At 62.5% G+C, this 17,495-nt stretch carries 18 protein-coding genes; 7 read left to right on the forward strand and 11 right to left on the reverse strand.

Features of this window, described 5'->3' with window-relative positions:
* Positions 1-3: 3 nt before the first annotated feature.
* From BP858_RS00690 to argB, 3 genes are read left to right on the forward strand one after another with little or no spacing between them, the layout of a single operon-like run.
* Positions 4-498 carry a CBS domain-containing protein gene (locus BP858_RS00690; protein ID WP_014865976.1) on the forward strand — a complete coding sequence of 165 codons (495 nt, stop codon included), beginning with the start codon at positions 4-6 and terminating at the stop codon, positions 496-498.
* Positions 495-1,634 (forward strand): bifunctional glutamate N-acetyltransferase/amino-acid acetyltransferase ArgJ, encoded by a 1,140-nt coding sequence (gene argJ, locus BP858_RS00695; RefSeq protein ID WP_014865977.1) that lies wholly within the window; start codon positions 495-497, stop codon positions 1,632-1,634. Before BP858_RS00690 ends, argJ begins: the two co-directional genes overlap by 4 nt.
* Positions 1,631-2,500, forward strand: a complete 870-nt coding sequence (gene argB / locus BP858_RS00700; RefSeq protein WP_062261036.1) for an acetylglutamate kinase — start codon at positions 1,631-1,633, stop codon at positions 2,498-2,500. The genes argJ and argB overlap by 4 nt, the downstream gene beginning before the upstream one ends.
* A 9-nt stretch (positions 2,501-2,509) precedes the next feature.
* Here argB and BP858_RS00705 read toward each other — a convergent pair whose 3' ends face one another.
* Entirely contained in the window at positions 2,510-2,794 is a 285-nt protein-coding gene (locus tag BP858_RS00705) for a chorismate mutase (RefSeq protein WP_062261039.1), read from the reverse strand.
* 449 nt (positions 2,795-3,243) lie between these two features.
* Here BP858_RS00705 and BP858_RS00710 point away from each other — a divergent pair, with 449 nt between their 5' ends.
* Complete coding sequence (locus BP858_RS00710; RefSeq protein ID WP_286878573.1) at positions 3,244-3,831, forward strand: site-2 protease family protein; 588 nt, start codon at positions 3,244-3,246, stop codon at positions 3,829-3,831.
* A gap of 15 nt (positions 3,832-3,846) precedes the next feature.
* Here the strand turns inward: BP858_RS00710 and BP858_RS00715 are convergent, their stop codons facing one another.
* The 9 genes from BP858_RS00715 to BP858_RS00755 all read right to left on the reverse strand — a co-directional run bounded on the left by BP858_RS00715 (position 3,847) and on the right by BP858_RS00755 (position 13,545).
* Positions 3,847-7,917, reverse strand: a complete 4,071-nt coding sequence (locus BP858_RS00715) for a PAS domain S-box protein (protein ID WP_286878574.1) — start codon at positions 7,915-7,917, stop codon at positions 3,847-3,849.
* Between the two features lie 280 nt (positions 7,918-8,197).
* Positions 8,198-8,824 carry a flavodoxin family protein gene (locus tag BP858_RS00720; RefSeq protein ID WP_074174669.1) on the reverse strand — a complete coding sequence of 209 codons (627 nt, stop codon included), beginning with the start codon at positions 8,822-8,824 and terminating at the stop codon, positions 8,198-8,200.
* Positions 8,821-9,432: a flavodoxin family protein gene (locus BP858_RS00725; RefSeq protein WP_286878575.1), complete on the reverse strand. Its 612-nt coding sequence runs from the start codon at positions 9,430-9,432 to the stop codon at positions 8,821-8,823. Before BP858_RS00725 ends, BP858_RS00720 begins: the two co-directional genes overlap by 4 nt.
* 95 nt (positions 9,433-9,527) lie before the next feature.
* Positions 9,528-11,024 carry a BCCT family transporter gene (locus BP858_RS00730; RefSeq protein WP_286878576.1) on the reverse strand — a complete coding sequence of 499 codons (1,497 nt, stop codon included), beginning with the start codon at positions 11,022-11,024 and terminating at the stop codon, positions 9,528-9,530.
* Positions 11,014-11,844 (reverse strand): universal stress protein, encoded by an 831-nt coding sequence (locus tag BP858_RS00735; RefSeq protein WP_286878577.1) that lies wholly within the window; start codon positions 11,842-11,844, stop codon positions 11,014-11,016. Before BP858_RS00735 ends, BP858_RS00730 begins: the two co-directional genes overlap by 11 nt.
* A 313-nt stretch (positions 11,845-12,157) precedes the next feature.
* Complete coding sequence (locus BP858_RS00740; RefSeq protein ID WP_024265314.1) at positions 12,158-12,802, reverse strand: peroxiredoxin; 645 nt, start codon at positions 12,800-12,802, stop codon at positions 12,158-12,160.
* A 4-nt stretch (positions 12,803-12,806) separates the two neighbouring features.
* Positions 12,807-13,163, reverse strand: coding sequence for a carboxymuconolactone decarboxylase family protein (locus tag BP858_RS00745; protein WP_048104371.1), 357 nt, complete (start codon positions 13,161-13,163; stop codon positions 12,807-12,809).
* Positions 13,164-13,168: 5 nt separating this feature from the next.
* Positions 13,169-13,294 carry a desulfoferrodoxin FeS4 iron-binding domain-containing protein gene (locus BP858_RS00750; protein WP_048104373.1) on the reverse strand — a complete coding sequence of 42 codons (126 nt, stop codon included), beginning with the start codon at positions 13,292-13,294 and terminating at the stop codon, positions 13,169-13,171.
* Between the two features lie 14 nt (positions 13,295-13,308).
* Positions 13,309-13,545: a hypothetical protein gene (locus BP858_RS00755; protein ID WP_014865988.1), complete on the reverse strand. Its 237-nt coding sequence runs from the start codon at positions 13,543-13,545 to the stop codon at positions 13,309-13,311.
* 107 nt (positions 13,546-13,652) lie between these two features.
* Here BP858_RS00755 and BP858_RS00760 point away from each other — a divergent pair, with 107 nt between their 5' ends.
* Positions 13,653-14,246: a flavodoxin family protein gene (locus BP858_RS00760; protein WP_286878578.1), complete on the forward strand. Its 594-nt coding sequence runs from the start codon at positions 13,653-13,655 to the stop codon at positions 14,244-14,246.
* A gap of 573 nt (positions 14,247-14,819) precedes the next feature.
* Here the strand turns inward: BP858_RS00760 and BP858_RS00765 are convergent.
* Complete coding sequence (locus BP858_RS00765; protein ID WP_286878579.1) at positions 14,820-15,686, reverse strand: cation diffusion facilitator family transporter; 867 nt, start codon at positions 15,684-15,686, stop codon at positions 14,820-14,822.
* A 243-nt stretch (positions 15,687-15,929) separates the two neighbouring features.
* On the opposite strand from BP858_RS00765, the gene BP858_RS00770 reads away from it, so the two are divergent.
* Positions 15,930-16,430, forward strand: coding sequence for a rubrerythrin family protein (locus tag BP858_RS00770; RefSeq protein ID WP_286878580.1), 501 nt, complete (start codon positions 15,930-15,932; stop codon positions 16,428-16,430).
* 88 nt (positions 16,431-16,518) lie between these two features.
* On the forward strand, positions 16,519-17,495 hold a 977-nt coding region (locus BP858_RS00775; protein WP_286878581.1), incomplete at its 3' end, for an FAD-dependent oxidoreductase.

Here is a 17,495-nt window from a genome sequence, read left to right on the forward strand (position 1 = left end):
GTGATGGCGGTGCTGATCAAGGATATCATGACCCCGGACCCGGTGACCGTCCGGGTCGACTCACCGGTCCGCGAGGCGGCAGGGCTGCTCCGGAAGTACCATATCGGCGGGCTCCCCGTCATGGATGGCGACCGGGTGGCGGGAATCGTCACCGAGACCGATATCATATCGCTCCTTGATGTCGGCGATCTCTCAAGCGACCTCTGGCTTCCGTCGCCGCTTGAGGTGATCGAGGTCCCTATCAGGGAGTTCATCAACTGGGAGAAGACAAAACGGGCGCTCACCGATATCAGCGATATGGAGGTGCGGCGGGTGATGAGCAGCCCGGTCGTCACGATCGACGAAGAGTCTGATATCGTCGATGCGGCCTCCCTGATGCTCAGGGAGAGGATCGCACGCCTCCCGGTGCTCCGCGACGGAAAGCTGGTTGGGATCGTCACCCGGGCCGACATCGTCCGGGGCATCGGGGCGCCCGCCGGGGAGGAGGAAGAGGCATGAAGAGCATCTGTGCGACAAAAGGCGTCAGCGCCGCCGGGATCAAGGAAGGAAAGTTCGGGCTTGCGCTGATCCGGGCGAGCGGGACCGCGGCTGGGGTCTTCACCTCGAACAAGATGCGAGCGGCCCCGGTCGAGGTGATGATGGACCGGATGCGTCGGGGCAGACTCGATGCCGTCGTCGTGAACAGCGGGTGCGCAAACGCCTACACCGGCAAGCGGGGAATCCGCGATGCGGAGGAGATGTGCGCTATCGCGGCCGCTCCGCTCGGGCTTGAGCCGGAGTCGGTCGGTGTTGCGAGCACCGGGGTGATCGGGCGCTACCTCAACCTCCCGCTCATTCGGGACCAGTGCGAGCGCATAGCCCCCCTCCTCGCCCGCAACGACGACGCCGAGGACGCGGCGGCCCGGGCGATCATGACCACCGACACCTTCCCGAAACACGCCCTTGTCGAGACCGGGTCGTTCTCTGTCGGCGGGATCACCAAGGGGAGCGGGATGATCGCCCCCAACATGGGGACGATGCTTGCGTTCATCTACACCGACGCTGAGGTTGAGGCCCCGGTCCTCCACGATATCCTCCGCCAGGCGACCCGGCGGTCCTTCAACCGGGTCGTGGTCGATGGGGACACGAGCACGAACGATGTGGCCCTCTGCACCGCGACTGGGGCTGCAGGAAAGGTGAACCGGGAGGAACTCGCAGACGCCATCGAGGCCGTCTGCCGCAACCTCGCGGTCCAGATCGCCCGCGACGGCGAAGGAGCGACGAAACTCCTCGAGGTCACGGTCCGCGGCGCCGCAGACGAGGACGAGGCCGCCGCCGTGGCGCGGACGATCGTCGCCTCCCCGCTCGTCAAGACCGCCATCTATGGCGAGGACCCGAACTGGGGCCGGGTGGTCGCGGCCGCCGGCCGGTCGGGCGCTGAGTTCGACCCCTACGCGGTCTCCCTCCGGGTCGGGGGGGTGCCCCTCGTCGTCCGCGGCGAGATCGTCGCCGATCTCGGAGCGGCGAAGGTCGCGATGCACGGTGATACCGTCTCCTTCGACCTCGACCTTGCGGCAGGCGATGGGAAGGCGACGGCGTGGGGATGTGACCTCACCGAGAGATACGTGGAGATCAACGGGAAGTATACGACATGAAACGAGAAGACGTGTTGATGGAGGCACTCCCCTATATCCAGAAGTTTTACGGGAAGACGATCGTGATCAAACTCGGCGGCCACGCGATGGTCGACCAGAGCATCCTTGAGACAGTGATCAGGGATGCCGTCCTCCTCCGCTATGTGGGGATGAAGGTTGTCCTGGTCCACGGCGGAGGACCCGAGATCACCGCAAAGATGCGGGCGATGGGCAAGGAACCGAAGTTCGTCGGCGGGCTTCGGATCACTGACCCCGAGACCCTCGAGATCGCACAGATGGTCCTCGTCGGCAAGATCAACGACGGGATCGTCTCCCTCATCGCGAACTGCGGCACCCGGGCGGTCGGGATCTCCGGGAACGACGCAAACCTCCTCATCGCCCGGAAGATGGAGCCCCAGCGGGTGATGGTGGGGGATGTTGTCCAGGAGGTGGACCTCGGCAGGGTCGGCGAGATCGAGGAGGTCGACCCCGAGGTGCTCCACTGCCTCCTCGCTCAGGGCTACATCCCGGTGGTGGCGCCGATGGCCCTCGACCGGCAGGGCGGGAGCCTGAACATCAACGCCGATACCGCGGCCGCCGAGATCGCGATCGCTCTTCGGGCATTCAAGTTGATCAACCTCACCGACGTCGATGGGGTGATGAACGCCGACCGAACGATGGTCTACCATCGCCTGACGCTCCCCGAGGCTGAGGCGATGATCAGCGACGGGACGATCGCCGGTGGAATGATCCCGAAACTCGAGGGCTGTATGAAGGCGGTCAGGAACGGCGTTACGAGCGCTCACGTCGTGAACGGCAACAAGGAGCACAACCTGCTCCTCGAGCTCTTCACCGACGAGGGCGTCGGCACGATGATCACCCCCTAAATCCTTTTTTCACGGCAGGTTGCCGTCCCCGTTGCACTCCCGCTGCCGCTCTTCGTTCATCTCGATCAGGATCTCAAAGATCTTCCGGACGGCGACCGGGTCGATCCGGCTCTCGACGGCGTGGGTGAAGACCCGGTCGAGGACCACTTTCCGCTGCTCGTCGTCGCGGATAGGTAGACCGTTCTCCTGTTTGAGGCGGGCGATCCGCGCCGCCAGTCTCTGCCGTTCTGCAACGAGATCGATGATTTGCTCATCGATCTCCTGGATTCCGTTCCTGACGGCATCAAGGGACATACTCCATGATTAGCCCCGGCGGGGGAATAAACATGACGGGCCTGGCGGGGGGATGCACCCGGTGTGCCCGGGCGTTGGGCGAGCCCCCTCCCCGGTCCCCCACCCCCCAAAGGGGATATCCACCACGGTCCACTGCCCGGGGAGATCCCGGGAAAGAACTGGTTTCTAGCCGGTTCTTCCTGGTCTTTCGGGAAACCGGCGGCAGCATCACCCCCTGGCGCGGCTGCCCACCGGATATCGCCATGACTGCCCTCGCTCCCGGGAGGGGGCGGGGGAGGAGCGCGGAGGGGAGCGCTCCGTGGGGGATGGGACGAAGGCCAGATGTGGTCTGCTATTTTGGAATCGATGCACTACTGTCCCTCAGATCACTTTGAGCTCCGTACCCTGCAGCCCGCCGCGTCCCGGAAGAAGCGAAGAATCTTATGATCCCGGCGCAAACCTGGTACCGGATGCTGGAAAAAATACCGCCACGTGAGCGCCGGGATCTCCTCATCGCGTGGCTTGCCATCTCAATCGCCTTCACCCTGATCTACATCCGGGGCGGGGTGGACATCGTCGGGCTCATCTTCTTCTTCGTGCTCTCTCTCCTCACGGTAGGGGTCGCCTTCGTCCTTCACGAGCTCGCGCACAAGTTCGCCGCGATGCGCTACGGTTACTGGGCTGAATTCCAGAAAGATAACCAGATGCTCCTCATCGCCGTGGTGATGGCGGCGCTTGTAGGGATCGTCTTTGCGGCGCCGGGAGCGACCTACATCTACGGGAACGCAACACGGGTCGAGAACGGGCGGATATCTGCGGCGGGACCGATCACGAACCTCCTCCTCTGCATACCGTTCGCGATCCTCATGCTCTTCGGCGGCGGCCTCATCGGCATCGTGGGCCTCGTCGGGCTCCGGGTCAACGCCATGATTGCCACCTTCAACATGCTCCCGATCAGCGTTCTCGACGGCCGCAAAGTCCTCGCCTGGAACCCGGCCGCGTTTGCGGCGCTCATGGCCGCCTCCGCTGGAGTCCTCATCTGGTCCCTCCTCCTCTGAGGGACTCATCCCTTTTCAGGCTCTCTTCAGCGAAAACCGGAACGCTGCACCGCACTCCGGGTGTCCCGGCACCCGGTCATCGACCCGGATCCGGCCGCCGTAGCGTTCGATCAGCATCCGGGTGATGTAGAGACCGAGACCCTGCCCGCTCTTCCGGCTCCTGTTCTTCCCGAACCGCATGAACACGGCTTCCTTCATCTCATCGGGAATCCCCGGCCCGGTGTCCTCGATCGAGACCAGGACGTCATCGCCGCTCTCCTCCACCCTGATGGTGACCTTGACCGTCGGTCCCCCGAACTTGATGGCGTTCCCGATGAGGTTTGTGAAGACCTCAGGGAGGAGCGGGTCTGCCATGACCGCGAGATCGGTCCCCTCGTAGTGGAAGTTGATCTCGGAGAAGATCCCGATCTCGTCCTGGATTACCCGGTCGAGGTCGACCGGCACGAGCATGGCCGACTCGTGGTGGATCCGGCGGATCGTCGAGACGTTCCGTAAGATCTCGATGCTCTTCCTGATGCTGCTCCGGAGTCTCTGTGCGTACCCCTTCGGCTCCCCCTCGAGCATATTGATGAGGAGGTCGGTGTAGAGGCTCGAGACGTTCTCCGCGTTCCTGATATCGTGGCTGAGGATATCGAGGTAGAGGTTTGCCTCCCGCTGGGCCTCCTCAAGCTGCCGTATCAGCAGTGTGCGCTCGATGGAACTCCCGATCTCCCTTCCGATGGCCACCAGGAGGGAGCGGTCGGCGTCGGCGAACAGCCTGTGGTCGTGAGGCACCAGGTTCAGGGACCCGACGACCCTTCCGGGCGCCACGATCGGGATGCTGGCATACGGTGGTATGTCGCGCTCCCCAGGGTCGTCGACGAAGAGGGGCTCTCCCGCCACGAATACATCCGCGTACGGCGGTACGGTGATGTCGGGGACGCCAGGCGGTGGGATGAAGTCATCCAGCATGCCCCGGATGCAGACGAGCCGCGCGCTCTGCCGGCCTGGTTCGACCAGGTAGATCCCGCCGCCCCGGAGATCGAGGAGGGCGATGGTTGCCGCGAGCACGTCCTCCAGCGCCTCCTCGATGTCGGTCGCAGACGTTGATACGCTGATGATCTGGTTTAGGACCGAGAGTTCCCTGCTGCGGGCCTGGATCTCCGCCTCGGCTCGCTTCTGTTCGGTGATATCTACGATCGAGGCCATGAGGCAGATCGGGGCCCCGGCGTCGTTCGTGACCAGGTTCCCGGAGTACGTGACATAAAACTCTGTGCCGTCCCGCCGTCTCCCGACCCGCTCGCCGACATATCTCCCGGAAACAAGGAGTGCCCGAAGAGCAGCTGTAGCATCATCTTCGTCCTGCCAGAACTCAGTAATCGATCGCCCGAGGACCTCGGCAGCGGAGCCGTAGCCCCACATGGAGAGAAACGCCTGGTTGACGTAGGTCAAGCGGCCGTCGAGATCAGCGATCGTGAACGCGTTGAGCGAGGATGCTATCGCCATATCACGGATCCGGAGATCCTGCTCGGCCAGTTTCCGCTGGCTGATATCGATCCCGGAGCCCATCAGGCAGAGTGGCCTGCCCGACTCATCGGTGACGACGGAGAGAGCGAGTTGCACGGGAAAGGTCGTCCCGTCAGACCGTCGCGCCTCTATCTCCCCAAGCCAGGCGCCGTTCCGGAGGGCCTCTTCCCTGGTCCGCTCCCCCTCCTCCCGGTCGGCCCAGATCATCGAGAACGGCTTCCCGATGACCTCTTCCTCTCGCTCCCATCCATGCACGGCGAGGGAGGCACGGTTGACGTAGATGATCCTCCCCTCGAGGTCGGCGAGGGCGACGGCACCAAGTGACGACGCTATCGCCATGTCCTTGATCCGGAGTTCGAGGTCGGCACGCTTCTGCTCGGTGATGTCCCGGAGGGAGCAGAGCATTCCGGTGGCGTTTCCGCGGTCGTCTTCCAGGGCGCTGAGGGTCGCATCGACGAATAGGGCTTCCCCGTCCCGTTTCCGGTGGATGGTGACGCCGCGCCAGATTCCTGGATCCTGGAGGGCGGTTTGGGCCTCCTCTTCGTCGTCCGGGCGGAGCCATTCGTAGGTGAAGAAGTCCGTGTTGAGCCTGCCGAGAGCCTCACTCGAAGAGACGCCGTAGAGCCGCTCTGCGGCCCGGTTCATGTAGGTGATCCGCCCATCCGCGTCGACCGCGATCACGGCGTCATCCACCTGCCCGAGCACCAGGGCCTGGAACTGGAGCTGTTCTTCCACCCGTTTCCGCCTGGTGACGTCCCGGCTGATCCCGAGCAGGTTGCGGACGGTGCCGTCGCTTTCCGTCATCGGGATGAGGCGTGTCTCAAGCCAGGTGCCGCCATCGTCCCCGGGCAGCAGGGTCTCCTCGGTGAGGGATCCCGCGGCTGGCTCCGCCGCCTTCCGGAGCATCGCAACCCACCTCTCTGCAATCCGGGGCGGAAACATCTCCCTGACGTTCATCCCCTGCAGCGCCCCGGGCTCTCTATCAAGCAGGCGGCCGCCGGCACTGTTCACGTAGAGGGCATTCCCTTCCATGTCGACCAGAAAGATGATATCCGGCGCCGACTCCGCAAGCGCCCGGTAGCGCTTCTCGCTCTCCCGGAGCGCCTCTTCCATGCGCCTCTGCTCGGTGACATCGACCGCGGTGGCCATGATGCAGACTGGATCCCCGGACCTCTCGGTGACGATGTTCACGTTTATGTGGGCGGTAAATTCTGTCCCGTCGGCCCGCCTGCCGACCAGTTCTCCGGTGCACCTGCCTCGTTCTGCAAGCGTCCTGAGAACTTCCCTGACCTTCCCGGGGCCTACCCAGAACTCTGAAAGGTGCCGCCCGAGGATCTCGCCGCGGTCGGTGAGCCCACCCATCTCGAGCAGTGCCTGGTTGGCGTAGGTCAGGTATCCGTCGAGGTCGGCGATGGCGATTGCGGAGAGCGACGACTCCATCGCCATCTTCCGGACCAGGAGTTCTCTCTCGGCCGCTTTCCTCTCTGTGATATCAGAGTGCGTTCCCACGATCCGGAGCGGCATCCCATCCGCATCCCGGCTGACCACCTGGAGCCGGTCCAGCACGTAGATCCATCTCCCGGATGCTGACCGCGCCCGGAACTCCAGTTCGAGGCGGTCGCGTCCTCCTCCGGTAGCCATGCCGGTGAGCGCCGCCTCCACCCGGTCGCGGTCTTCAGGGTGGACGAGCGAGAGGAGCGAGGAGACCGTGGGCACGAACTCCCCCGGTTCGTAGCCGAGCATCGTGAAGCACCGCGGGCTGTAAAAGATCGTCCCGGTGCCGAGGTCCCAGTCGACCAGCCCGTCGTTTGCAGCCATGAGCGCAAGGTTCAGCCGCTCCTCACTCTCCTGCAACGCCTGCTCGGCACGCCTCCGTCCGGTCACGTCGAGGAGCGACATCACCGACCGGTTCGTCCCCGGGATCATGCCGATGGTGGCCTCGACGGTATGGATGTTCCCGGACCGGTCGGCAAACGAGAAGGAGTAGTTCTTCGGTGCAGCTGCAGGGTCGCTCCGCCGGAGGGTGTGGTAGCCGGTAATCCGCCGGAGTTCGTCGGCCCGGGGAACAAAATCGGTCAGCCGTTTGACCCCGACGATCTCCCGGCGCGGGTACCCGGAGAGCCGCTCGAACTCGGTGTTCGCGACTGAGATGGTACCGCCGTCCTCGATGAGGATCGTCGCCGTCCCGGTGTACTCGACGATCTTCTCGTAGTCCCCGGCGTCCGGGAATTCGCGGAACCACAGTAACCAGCCCTCATCGGACGGCGCCTTCCGGCCCGAGCAGAGACACCGTCGCTCTCCCCCTTCCAGATCCCGGATCCGGCACTCAAACTCGGGGACCTCATCTTCATCCTTGAGTGCCGCAAGGATTCTCCCGGCAAGATCCCCGCCCCCCCCGAGCGCGTGGATGGCCTGCCAAAGATCGCCCTCCGGCACCCCAAGCACCCGGCGGAAGGCCGTGTTTGCCCAGACTATTTTGTGATCCTCACCGACCAGGAGATACCAGTCATTGACACCGTCAAGTATCCGGTACTCCGGCGGCGCTTCATAAATGGTTCCCGGGGGCCTGATGGGAGTCACATACGCGTCCTTTTGTGGTCCTGAAAAACATCTCGCGTGTTTATACTGAAGGGAGTTCTCACTAAAATCTTATTAAAATACTCCGGTTGCAGACCAGAAGGAAATATTGTTGATCCGTACATCAGGGGCCGCGCCCGGGCATGCCGGCACGCGCGGGCTTTGGGAAATATTCTTCACTTTCTGTGTGCTCGTCTAGAACATCCTTTACCTGGGGGCTGTATCCGCGTTCCGATCCCGGGGATAGAATCCCACCTGCGGGTGCTCCGGGCCGGGTGGGACCTCAGGCCTCCGCGTCTTCCGCCGCCTGCAGCTTCCGGAGGAGACCGACCACTTCCCGCCCCTTCGCCCGCCCCTCCGCGAGTGCGGTGGGGTGCCCTGCAATCCCGCCGTAACGGTCCAGATCGTTTGCGATGACGTTGTCCCAGTACTCGAACCCGGTGGTGTTGAAGAAGGCGGTGATTGCGGGGAATGCCGCGTCAAAGACGTTCTCCCACCCAAGTCCGGCGGTCGATATGAAGATCCCCTTATGATGCCGGGTATGTTCGGTGGTGAAGTAGAGGGTCTTCATGATGAACTTGCGCGCCCAGATGTACTGGGCCCGGTCGATCAGTCCCTTGAGTTCCGCCGTGATCCCCATCGAGTAGATGGGGGATGCGACAGCGAGGACGTCGGCGGCGGCGATCTTCTCAAAGACCGGGGTGAGGTCGTCCTGGATGACACAGACCCCGGTCCGGTGACAGGCGTTGCACCCCCGGCACGAGGCGTAGTCGAGCGACCGGAGGACGATCTTCTCGACCTCCGCCCCCGCCTCCCGGGCACCCTCAAGCACGGCGTCAAGCAGGGTCTCGGTGTTCCCGTGCCGCCGGGGGCTCCCTGATATCCCGAGGACTCTTAAGGGTCCGGTCATGCCACGCCGACCTCCCGCAGGTGTGCGATGACCTCTCCTGCAAGGGTTTCTGCGTCACGCATGGCGGTGGGGTGGCGGTCGATCGCGCCCTTCTCGTCGACGCCGTTCACCATCAGGTACCTGATATCCCTGCCTCTGATATCGATGACGTTAAAGAAGCACTTCACCGACGGGATCGCCGCGTCAAAGACGTTCTCCCAGGTCTGCCCGGCGGTCGAGAGGAAGATCCCGACCCGCTTCCCTTTGCGCTCCGGCGGGACGATTGGGAGGCCGAGGACGTACTTCCGGGAGCGGAAGACCTGCGTCCGGTCGACCAGCACCTTCGCCTGCGCCGCAAGCCCCATGCAGTAGATGGGGGACGCGAGGACGATGCAGTCGGCCGCTACGATCCGGTCGTGGAGGTAGTCCATGTAATCCCGCTGGACGCACCGGTTGAGCTTCTCACAGGCGTTGCACCCCCGGCAGGGTCTGATATCTGCTTCCGGGACGATGATCTTCTCGACCGCTGTTCCCTCCCTCTCCATCGCCGCGAGCACCCGGTCAAGCAGGGTCTCGGAGTTGCCGTGGCGACGGGGCGAGGTCGCAAACGCGAGGACGTCAATGGTCATATAGGAAGTATTGTCGGGCCGGAGGCAAAAAAAGTGCCGGGGTTTTCCGGCGGCGAAGAGCGGTCCGTCACTGTGGTCCCGCCTGCCTCCTCCCGCTACTCCGGCACCTTCTCCTGCGACAATCCGATCGCGAGCGTGTAGCAGAGGATGAGCATCACGAACAGGAACGGAAACGCCGCCGTGATCGCCATCTTCTGCAGGGACGAGAGCCCTCCGGTGACGAGGAGGATGATCGCGACGGCGGAGAGGGAGAGTCCCATGATCACCTTCTTGTAGGTCGGAACGGCCAGGTTCCCGTTCGAGGTGAGCGAACCGAGGACCACCGTCGCCGAGTCTGCCGACGTGACGAAGAAGACGAGGAGGACGGCGATCGCGACGAGCGAGAGGATGCCTGCGAACGGGTAGTGTTCGAGGAACGCGAAGAGGGCGAGTGTGATGTCCTCTCCTGCGACTGCGGCGAGGTGCGCTCCCTGGTTCAGTTCGAGGTTCAGGGCCGATCCCCCGAAGACTGAGAACCAGACAAAGGTGAAGAGGGACGGGACCGTAAGAACGGTCAGGACGAACTCCCGGATCGTCCGGCCCCGGGAGATCCGCGCGATGAAGAGGCCCACAAACGGCGACCACGAGATCCACCACGCCCAGTAGAAGACCGTCCAGTTCCTGCTCCACTCAAACCCTGCAAACGGATACGACTGGAGGCTGAGGTCGATGATGTTGTTGATGTAGCCGCCGAGGGAGGAGGTGAAGACATTGAGGACGTAGGGGGTTGATCCGAGGGCGAGGATAAAGAGGAGCAGGGCTACTGCCAGGACGATGTTGAACTTCGAGAGGACCTGAACTCCCTTCTCAACCCCCATGATCGCGGACGCCATGAAGAGGGCTGTTGCGATGATGATGATCCCGATGGTGACTGAGATCGCAGACGAGATCCCGTAGAGGTGAGTGAGACCGCTGTGAATCTGGAGGGCGCCGAAGCCGAGCGAAGTTGCGGTCCCAAAGACCGTCGCAAAGACCGCGAGCACATCCACCAGGTTCCCGGCCAGGCCATAGATCCGGTCGCCGAGAATGGGGTAGAAACAGGAACTGATCAGCGCCGGCATCCCGCGCCGGAACGAGAAGTACGCTATGGAGAGGCTGATGATCGCGTAGATAGCCCACGGGTGAACACCCCAGTGGAAGAATGAGTAGCGCATAGCAAACGCAGCTGAGTCGGGGGATGCAGGGTCAAGGAAGGGTGGCGGCTGGAGATAGTGAACAAGCGGTTCGGAGACTCCCCAGAAGAGGAGCCCGATCCCCATCCCTGCGGCAAAAAGCATCGCGACCCAGCCGAAGAACCCGTACTGCGGCCTCTCGGCGTCACCCCCGAGTTTGATCCTCCCGTAACGGGAGAATGCGAGGCCTAAGGCGAAGACGAGGAAGAAGAATACCGAGATGAGGTAGAGCCAGCTGAAGTGGTTGAGGATCGCCGCGTGGACTGCAGAGGAGGCCGCGTCGAGGAGGTCCGGCCTGACGATGCCGATGAGTATGAAGAAGAGGATGACTCCGGACGAGAGGAGAAAGACCGCATCCCTCCGGAGATACTCACGAAGCATGGAACCTCCCCGGTTGCGGCATCAGGAAGATCGAGGCGCCTGATTCGGTCACGATCCGTTCTGCCGTATCTCCCAACGGGGCAGAGGGGAACGCCGGGCTCTTCCGCCCGAGGACGACGACGTCAGCGCCGATCTGCTCTGAGACATGGAGCACCTGTGCAGCGGGATTCCCGATCCTCTGCTCGGAGGTGACACGTTCAAAGGACGGGCGGAGATCCTCCGCTATCGCGTGCAGTTCCTCGTCGACGGCCTTCCTCCGCCGCCGTTCTGTCGTTGGGTCCGCCATCCTCCCCCTGGCGTGCAGGATATGGCACCAGGATCCCTGGAACTTCATCACATAGGGGAGCAGGCGGACCGACGCCTCATCGAGGTCGGTCGCATAGAGGATCTTCAGCCCCTCGCGCCGGGGTCCGACCCCATCGCCCGGCAGGCGGGGCCGGACCTTCTGGACGAATACCGGCACGTCTGCAAGACGGAGGAGATCCCGTGAGACGCTCCCAAGAAGCATCGTCTCGATGTGCCAGCGGCGCTTTGTCTTCATGTAGATGCTGTCAGCCCCTTCGAGGAGGGCTGCTTCTGCGATTGCCGAGGCGATGTGGCCGCTTCCTCTCTTCACCTCCACGGCAAGCCCCGTCTCTCTGAGTACCTCCGCAAGACGGGTGAGCCACGAGAGATCGGCACCCCTGAAGAGGGAGGCGGGTTCGTTCACGTGGTAGAGGCAGATCGACCTGGATCCGAGGCCTCTGAGGAACCTTCCGACCTTTCTCAACTCTTCGAGTCTCTCACCATAGGCCACTGGAATCAACGTCTTCTCAAACATTCTTGAGATCCCTCACAGAAAAAATACCGGGCCGGCACCCGGCAAATCCTGAATGCAGGTACCATCGGGCTTTCGGCACCATTAATGTAATGGAGGCGTATCCGGGCCCATCTGACCCGGTAACCCGTGGTTCCGGGGTTATCTCCCTCTCCGCACGATCGCATCAGAGAAACAGGTATGACCGTTCATGCACCGGGATCGTTGACCGGTCAGGATTCCTTGTCGCCTGCCGGTCGCCCGGGGAGCATATCGGGGCGGACGGGCGACTCTCGCGGGATGCCGGGAAAAAAGAGGAGGTTTGCCTGACGGACGATCAGAGTTTCTTGAAGCAGAGGTACCAGTCTTTGCACTCGTACCCCTCTTTCATCCTCTTCTCTATCTCTTCTGGGGTCTTTGGCGCCGGGACGATGACCTTCTCCCCCGGTTCCCAGTTCGCCGGTGTCGCGACGTGGTGCTCGTCCGAGGTCTGGAGGGCCTTTGTGAGCCTGAGGATCTCGGGCATCGAGCGGCCGTTGGACATCGGGTAGTAGAGCATGGCCCGCATGACACCTTTATCATCGATGAAGAAGACCGTCCTGATGGTGGAGGTGCTGCTCTGCCCGGGATGGATCATCCCATAGCGCCGGGCGACCTTCATGTCGAGGTCGGCGATGACGGGGAACGGGATCTCGACGCCCATCTTCTCCTTGATGTTCCTGACCCACGCAAGGTGCGAGTGGACGCTGTCGATGGAAAGCCCGATGAGCTGGACGTTCAGTTTCGCGAGTTCGTCGGCGATCCCGGCAAACGCCATAAACTCAGTGGTGCAGACCGGCGTGAAGTCGGCCGGGTGGGAGAAGAGGATGACCCACTTCCCCTTGAGGTCTGAGAGTTTCAGGGGTCCGTGGGTGGTCAGCGCGTCAAACTCAGGTGCTTTCTCACCGATAACCGGCATCTGGGGTAATTCTTCAGGTTCCATAATGTTACCTCCGGGGACGGTTACCCAGGTACTCTTCGAGGGCGGTCTTGCCGTGGACGTAGGCCGGCATCCCCGCGAGCAGGAACGCGACCCGAAGCCCCTCCTCGATCTCCTCTTTTGAGACACCCAGTCTTCCTGCACCCGCCATCTGCGCCCGGACGGCATGACCGTCCCGGAGGGCGGCGGCGATCGCTATCGCGATGATCTTCTTTGTCTGCCTCGAGAGCGCGCCGTCGGCCCAGATCATCTGGTCAAGCCCCATCACCTTCCCGTAGAGGTCGGGGTCAGTCTCTTTGAGTTCCTTGAAGATCTCGGGCACTTTCCCGATCTTCTCTTCAAGGTTCTTCTGTTCCTCTGCCATGGGTATCACTCCTCAAGCACCATCGGCTCGCCGCAGCAGACCAGTTCGCCGCCGCCGACTTCCAGTACTTTGACCACATTGCCGCAGATCTCACAGGTGTAGACCTGCCCTTCGGCTGATACGTTCACCATACTTCTCACCTCGATTATTCTGCTTTCTTCCTCTCCGGAGGACGCTTTGCATCCTCTGGTGTCCTGACGTCGGGCCTGATGTGAGTCATCGGGAGGCAGTTGTAGACCTCACAGGCGCAGGTTGGGCACCTGACAAGGTCGGCGTCGGTGCTGTCAAGCCGGATCTCCCGTCCGCAGTCGATACAGATGTAGCGGCCGCGGCCCGGCTTCTCTCCAGCTTTCGCTGTCTTTTTTGTTCCTGGTTCGACCACAGGGATTCACCGAAACGATAGTATCGTTTCAAGGTATTTAGCAGTATCCTCTGGGGCAGAACCGATTGTCCGCACCCTATTAATAGGGCCGCATGCAACCCTGCATCATGTCGAAGAAGGTTATCGCGCTTCTCGGAAGCCCGCTCCTCGAGGGAAACACCGCCCGCCTCCTCGATGAGGCCATCCGGGGCGCGGAGGATGCCGGCTGCGAAGTCGAGAAGATTGCCGTTGCACACCTGGATGTTGCACCCTGCATGGAGATCTTCTACTGCATGGAGAACGAGACCTGCCGGATCAAGGACGATATGATCGAGATCTACGATACATTCCGGGAGATGGACGGCCTGATCCTCGCCACCCCGGTGATGACGATGGGCATCCCCGGGAAACTGAAGGCGTTCATAGACCGGTTCCAGGTCTTCTACATGGCCAAGTACTACCGCGGGGAGTCGTTCATCTCCCCTGAACGGCGGAAGAGGCGGAAGATGCTCTTTATATCGATCGCCGGGATGAACCTCCCGACCGTCTTTGACGGCGCGAAGATGACCGTCCGGGCGTTTGGGGAGATCATCGACTGCCCCTACTGGGACGAGGTCCTCAGAAACGACATGGATACAATCCAGGATATCAGGACGCGGCCTGAGGTGATGGAGGCGGCGTACCGGAAGGGCTACGAACTCGGGCGGCTCCTGGTGCAGTGAGTCGCCACGGTTTGAGGGTTTTGGCGTGAAAGACCGTGCCAGCATCTACGCACCATTGCTTCACGCATGAGGTGGCGATCGCTCACCCCGCATCAGGACCCGCAGCATGAGGTGAAATGCTCCATTACTGGAGCATTTCAGCTAACATTTCCCATGAAAACCGCCCTGGTTTGGCGAGTGGGGGAATCAGGGCTCTGTTTGTGCCCCGGGTCCGGTTTGTGCGGGGAGGGGTCGGGCCCCCTCCCCTGCCCCCACCCCCCGGGGGTGATAGCCACCACGGTCCACAGCATGGGGTGAGGGCCTGGGGAATGGTTGCTTTCCTGCGTACAGCCCCGCGCTCTGCCCATGAGCGCTCCACATCCCTTCGCGCTCTTCCGCGTGATCCACGCCAGAACCCGCAACATAAGGTGAAATGGCCCACTACTGCATCGTGCCACTTTATTTTAAAGATCTCGATGCACGAGGTGGAATGCCAATTGCCACATATGAAGACGGGGATACAACCCCACGCGGAAGCACGCGGGAGATCGCGAAGGTGATGTCGGATTTTTGGGGTTAAGATGACAAAGATCACTACGGTGAGTCGTCGGGCTCGATGTGGACGACGACCTCGGAAAGCCCCGGGACCGTCTCTTTGAGCCTCCGCTCCACCTCCTCAGAGATCGCGTGGGCCCGGGAGACAGAGAGCGCCGGGTCGACGGTGACATGAATGTCAGCGAAGATCTCGCCGGGTTTGCCCCGGCACCGGAAGTCATGGTACCCGGCCACCCCGGGGGTATCCATCACCACCGCCCTGACGAGCGCCGGGTCGCAGGGGAGGTTCATCGAGTCGGTGAGGATCTCCGCGGCCTCGTAGAGGATCCTGATCCCCATCCTCGCGATGAGGAGGCCGATGGCGAAGGCGATGATCGGGTCGGCCTCGGGAAACCCGAGCCTGACCGCGAGGAAGCCCCCGAGGACGGCGATGGAGACGAAGACGTCGCTCCTGGTATGGAGGGAGTCGGCGACGAGGATCTGGCTCTGGTACTCCTCACCCTTCCGCCGCTCGTAGGTGGAGACGGCGATGTTGATGATGAGCGTCCCGATCATGACCCCGACGGTGACTGCGGTGATCGAGGGGGCGACCGGGGAGATGAGCCGCCGGTAACCCTCGATGAGGATGCCGGCGGCGGTCAGGAGGAGCATCGACCCGATGACAAGGGTCCCGAGCGTCTCGATCTTGCCGTGGCCGTAGGGGTGCTCCGGGTCAGGGGGTTTCCCTGCAAGGTAGATGGCGATGATCCCGACGATGTTTGAGAGGGAGTCGAACCCCGAGTGGAGGGCGTCGGCTACCATGCTCACCGACCCGGCGATGATGCCGAAGACTGCTTTTGCGAGTGCGACGGCGAGGTTTAAGGCGAGGACGATGATGAAGACCCGCTGCACCCGGTCACCCTGCATATACCGGTAATGGTTGCTCCAGCGGCATAGGGTTTGCCGTGGAAACACCCGGTCCGGCATACTGATACCTGCATCCAGCACCCCGTTTTTGCAGCATGAGACCACACCGGTTCGGCCCGGGTCACGGCCCTCCCCGGAGGCGATACCGGGAAAACCGGATACGCTTTTCTCCCGGGCGTATGCCCGCCTCCGCGGGACCGCGGTGAAAGGTTTTTAATAAGGGGCTCTCGAAACAATTACTTTATGCCGACAGACAAGAATGCTCAGGAAGCGTATGCCGGGGAGTCCCAGGCAAACAGGAAGTACTCGGTCTTTGCCGAGAAGGCAGCCGCCGAGGGGTACCCGGCGGTCGGGAAACTCTTCCGTGCGGCAAGCGAGGCTGAAGCCATCCACGCAAAGCGCCTCCTTTTCATCCAGAACGCCGTCGGGAGCACCGAGGAGAACCTGAAAGGCGCGATCGAGGGGGAGACCTTTGAGTTCACGGAGATGTACCCTAAGTTCGTTGCCGAGGCGAAGGAGGAGCGGAAGAACGAGGCCACCATCGTCTTCACCCACGCCATGAAGGCGGAAGAGGTGCACGCAAACCTCTATCTCCAGGCGCTTGAGGCTGTCCGGGAGGGCAAAGACCTCGATGTGGAGAAGGTCTACCTCTGTCCGGTCTGCGGGAACGTCGAACTCGGGGCGGCGCCGGAGAAGTGCCCGATCTGCGGGGTCCCGGATCGCATGTTCCGCGAAGTCCAGTAACCCCCCTTTTTTCGGTCCGGCGTCTCCGTGCCCGGGCTCCACATGTCTCACCCACAAGTTAAATAGGCCTCTTGAGCTATCCCCCTTTATGGCAGGTGTGAAGGTCTACACGACAGAGAACTGCCCCTACTGCAGGATGGTCATTGCGTTCCTTGAGAAGTACGGGGTCGAATACGAGACCGTCGATGTCGGGAGAGACCGCGAGGCGGCCCGGGAGATGATAACGGTCTCGGGGCAGCGGGGCGTGCCGGTCACGATCTTTGGCGATGCGGTGATCGTCGGGTTCGATGCAAAGAGGCTCCGGGAACTCTTCGGGAAGCCGGTGACTGACGGGGTCTACGACGTGGTCATCGTGGGCGCCGGGCCGGCCGGGCTGACGGCCGCGGTCTACTGTGCGCGAAAGCTCATGAAGACCGTCATCATATCTGAGAATATCGGCGGCCAGGCGACCTGGAGCTGGGCGATCGAGAATTATATGGGCTTTCGGATGATCACGGGCGAGGACCTGATCAGGAAGTTCGAGGAGCAGGTCAGGGGGCTTGACGTCAACCTTGAACTGGATAGCGTCCAGAGTGTCCAGAAAGAGGGCGATATCTTCCTTGTCCGGACAGCCCCCGGGAACGCCTACCGCTGCCGGACAGTCATCCTCACCTCCGGGAAGCACCCCCGGACCCTGGGGCTCCCTGACGAGGACCGGCTGATGGGGAGGGGCGTCTCGGTTTGCTCGACCTGTGACGGCCCGCTCTTCCGCGCACGACCGGTCGCCGTCGTCGGCGGGGGGAACGCGGCGATCCAGACCGCGGTCGAGCTGGCGAAGATCGCGAGTTCCGTGGCCCTGGTCGTCAGGAGCACCCTCAAGTGCGACGAGATCTACATCGCCCGGGCAAAGGAGGTGGGTGTGCAGATATTCCCCCACAGCGAAGTTTCGGCCCTCCACGGTGATCAGGTCCTGACCGGGATCACGGTCAGGGACCGCGAGACCGGGAAGGAGACGGTCCTCAACGTTGAGGGGCTCTTCCTCGAGATCGGACTTGTGCCGAATACAGGGTTCCTTAAGGATCTGGT

It is taken from the genome of Methanoculleus sp. UBA413, from assembly GCF_002502935.1.
In the GTDB taxonomy this organism is placed as follows: domain Archaea; phylum Halobacteriota; class Methanomicrobia; order Methanomicrobiales; family Methanoculleaceae; genus Methanoculleus; species Methanoculleus bourgensis.

Bases quoted from the DNA above. Each gene is read 5' to 3' on its own strand.
- BP858_RS00745 (WP_048104371.1), bottom strand. From the start codon at position 13,163: ATGGCAGAGGAACAGAAGAACCTTGAAGAGAAGATCGGGAAAGTGCCC.
- argB (WP_062261036.1), top strand. From the start codon at position 1,631: ATGAAACGAGAAGACGTGTTGATGGAGGCACTCCCCTATATCCAGAAG.
- BP858_RS00710 (WP_286878573.1), top strand. From the start codon at position 3,244: ATGCTGGAAAAAATACCGCCACGTGAGCGCCGGGATCTCCTCATCGCG.
- BP858_RS00730 (WP_286878576.1), bottom strand. From the start codon at position 11,024: ATGCTTCGTGAGTATCTCCGGAGGGATGCGGTCTTTCTCCTCTCGTCC.
- BP858_RS00725 (WP_286878575.1), bottom strand. From the start codon at position 9,432: ATGACCATTGACGTCCTCGCGTTTGCGACCTCGCCCCGTCGCCACGGC.
- BP858_RS00750 (WP_048104373.1), bottom strand. From the start codon at position 13,294: ATGGTGAACGTATCAGCCGAAGGGCAGGTCTACACCTGTGAGATCTGC.
- argJ (WP_014865977.1), top strand. From the start codon at position 495: ATGAAGAGCATCTGTGCGACAAAAGGCGTCAGCGCCGCCGGGATCAAG.
- BP858_RS00770 (WP_286878580.1), top strand. From the start codon at position 15,930: ATGCCGACAGACAAGAATGCTCAGGAAGCGTATGCCGGGGAGTCCCAG.
- BP858_RS00705 (WP_062261039.1), bottom strand. From the start codon at position 2,794: ATGTCCCTTGATGCCGTCAGGAACGGAATCCAGGAGATCGATGAGCAA.
- BP858_RS00690 (WP_014865976.1), top strand. From the start codon at position 4: ATGGCGGTGCTGATCAAGGATATCATGACCCCGGACCCGGTGACCGTC.
- BP858_RS00735 (WP_286878577.1), bottom strand. From the start codon at position 11,844: ATGTTTGAGAAGACGTTGATTCCAGTGGCCTATGGTGAGAGACTCGAA.
- BP858_RS00740 (WP_024265314.1), bottom strand. From the start codon at position 12,802: ATGGAACCTGAAGAATTACCCCAGATGCCGGTTATCGGTGAGAAAGCA.
- BP858_RS00720 (WP_074174669.1), bottom strand. From the start codon at position 8,824: ATGACCGGACCCTTAAGAGTCCTCGGGATATCAGGGAGCCCCCGGCGG.
- BP858_RS00765 (WP_286878579.1), bottom strand. From the start codon at position 15,686: ATGCAGGGTGACCGGGTGCAGCGGGTCTTCATCATCGTCCTCGCCTTA.
- BP858_RS00760 (WP_286878578.1), top strand. From the start codon at position 13,653: ATGTCGAAGAAGGTTATCGCGCTTCTCGGAAGCCCGCTCCTCGAGGGA.